This window comes from Shewanella sp. 10N.286.45.A1, assembly GCF_041470405.1.
Taxonomy (GTDB): domain Bacteria; phylum Pseudomonadota; class Gammaproteobacteria; order Enterobacterales; family Shewanellaceae; genus Shewanella.
On sequence record NZ_JBFRMK010000313.1, the window covers coordinates 1 to 2,581 of the forward strand.

1 protein-coding gene and 1 pseudogene are annotated in these 2,581 nt (G+C 41.7%); both read right to left on the reverse strand.

Annotated features, from left to right (window positions below; genetic code table 11):
* Window positions 1-363: 363 nt before the first annotated feature.
* Complete coding sequence (rfbB, locus tag AB4238_RS20060; protein WP_372035134.1) at window positions 364-1,398, reverse strand: dTDP-glucose 4,6-dehydratase; 1,035 nt, start codon at window positions 1,396-1,398, stop codon at window positions 364-366.
* A gap of 305 nt (window positions 1,399-1,703) precedes the next feature.
* Window positions 1,704-2,542 (reverse strand): annotated as a pseudogene (locus tag AB4238_RS20065) (IS5 family transposase); the annotation flags it as partial.
* Window positions 2,543-2,581: the final 39 nt, after the last annotated feature.

Consider the following 2,581-nt stretch of genomic DNA (forward strand, 5'->3'; position numbering starts at 1 on the left):
GGTTTACCGGACGCTTACTTTGGTACTGTCTTTTCGTATTCATGCTCACCTCAATTGATGCTTCTATTATCCACAATCAAGGTGTCCAGATCGATTAGACCAGAATATACCGGACGCTTACTTATGAATGGGGAACCACAATTCGTAGGCCAGCATATTGATAAGTTAAGCACTTGAAAGAGATGGTTAATACGATTGGGATAAAAGGAGAGCTGCTTACAATTTTCGAATGCATTGTTTAGGTTAGCGGAATCTATAGTGAAAATGATGCAGACTTGGGTTCGTTGCATAACAAAGGTAGGAATAGACGGGGTTATACACGGAACTCTGGATGAGAGGTGTTACTGTGCATTTTGCATTAATTTAGACGCGGTTCGACTCAATAAAATACCACTGTAAGGTTTTACGTAAACCGGACTCAAATGTTTCCGTTGGTTTCCAACTAAGCTCACGTTGCAGTTTACTTGAGTCGATAGCATAACGAATATCATGACCGGCCCTGTCTTCAACATAAACAATTAAGCTTTTAAATCCAATTTGGCCTTTGCTCATTTTTAATGAATTAGGGTTGTTGCCAGCTAACTCCTCAAGCTGCTCACAGATTATGTTGACGACATCAATGTTGCGTTTCTCACAATTAGCACCAATGTTATAGGTTTCCCCTACCCTTCCTTTACGCAATACCGTATATAACGCGGTGACGTGATCCTCAACATAAAGCCAGTCGCGGATTTGTAGGCCATTGCCATAAATAGGTATAGGCTTTCCCGCTAACGCATTGTTTATGGTTTGTGGAATGAGTTTTTCGATATGCTGAAAGGGGCCGTAATTATTAGAGCAGTTTGAGATTAAAATAGGTAACGCATAAGTGCGATGCCATGCTCGGACTATATGATCCGCTGCGGCCTTAGTTGCCGAATATGGAGAGCTAGGTTTATAAGCAGAACCTTCGGTAAATAACTCACCATGTTCCAAATCTCCATAAACCTCGTCTGTAGAAATATGATGGAATCGAAACCCTTGTCGCTTCTCACCTTGCAAGGCTGAGTAATAATCACGGCAAGCTTCCAACAAAGTAAAAGTACCAACAATGTTAGTCTGTATAAACTCATCCGCACCGTTAATGGAGCGATCAACATGACTTTCAGCAGCTAAGTGCATAATCACATCAGGCTGAAACCGCTTAAGAGCAACATTAATCTCAGCCCTATCACATATATTAGCTTCAATAAAATGGTAGCGTGGCGAGTCAATGACTTCAACTAATCCATCCATATTGCTTGCATAAGTAAGACAGTCGATATTAACCACTGAGTCATCAGTTTCCGTAATTAAATATCGAATTAATGCAGAGCCTATAAATCCAGCACCACCTGTCACTAAAATAACTTGAGCCATGTTATTACCTATTAAAGTTCGCCCAATATCGGCACTGCACAATCAACTACATTTGTTTAGGCCTTCTATAAACACCTAGGTAAGTTCACTGCGCCTCAAGTAATTTTAAAAACAAAAAGGCAGACCTAAAAACCAACTCAACGAGTTGCCTTCCTTATTCTAGCGCTAATTAGAGAAATTTTCTTAAGGCCACCTAAAAATAATTACCAAATTATTAGTTAAACCCATATTAAACAAAATAAGCTGACATATAACCCAACTTATCGTCACAAGCATGAAACGGCGCTGTTGATCACACCAAGGTGCTAGACGCCGCTACCCATAGGGTTGTACCGCATTAGGCAGCCTGTCCTAATTAGCATATCTAGCCCAGTGACTTTGTTCACTGCTTTGACGCCAGCTAAAGCGTCGCCTACCTGAGTGTTGTAATCACGGAGGCTAAATTTAGGACTAATCAGCTGCTTATATCGATACATCGCAGTCGCAGAGAGTGACCTTACGTTGTAATCATTATCCTGTTTCCATTGTCTAATTGTTTAGCTTTGAGCGCTTTAACTGCTTTATTTCTCGGATGCCCCTCCTCCCAATACCCTGCATTACTTCAAGGTGGTATTGTAGGGTTCCCCCCCCCCTTTGCGTTTGAGTAGTTTATAGCATGCCTTAGTGTCATAGGCACCATCAGCTGACACTTGAGTAATACCTCTCCTCAACGGATTGAGCAATATGGATAGGACTCATTGTGAGCGACATTGACTAAGGAGGCTTCAGCCGAAGCAACTTCATGAGTACAACTATCGACTGCTAGGTGTAGTTTGCACCCAGTACGACGCTTCTCTTTGCCGTACTTACGGATTCTCCACTTACCTTCACCGTAAACTTTTAGACCTGTTAAATCGAAGACAACATGCGCCACGGTGCCGGTACTTGGCGCTCAATACTTAATCTCAACAGTCTTAGCTCATTTACTGATATAGCTGTAGCTTGGCGAACACAATAGCAAATTCATAATCTGGAATACCGAATAAGTAAAGCCTTCAAGTGACCATAATGACAAGTTAAATCCACCTTTAATCACTAGCGCAGTTTCAATCACGACATCAGAGTAAATATACCCTCGACCACGTCGACCATGGTGTTCAGCACATCGCCGGTGTTTTTCAAGGTAGTTGGCACTCTTTACTTA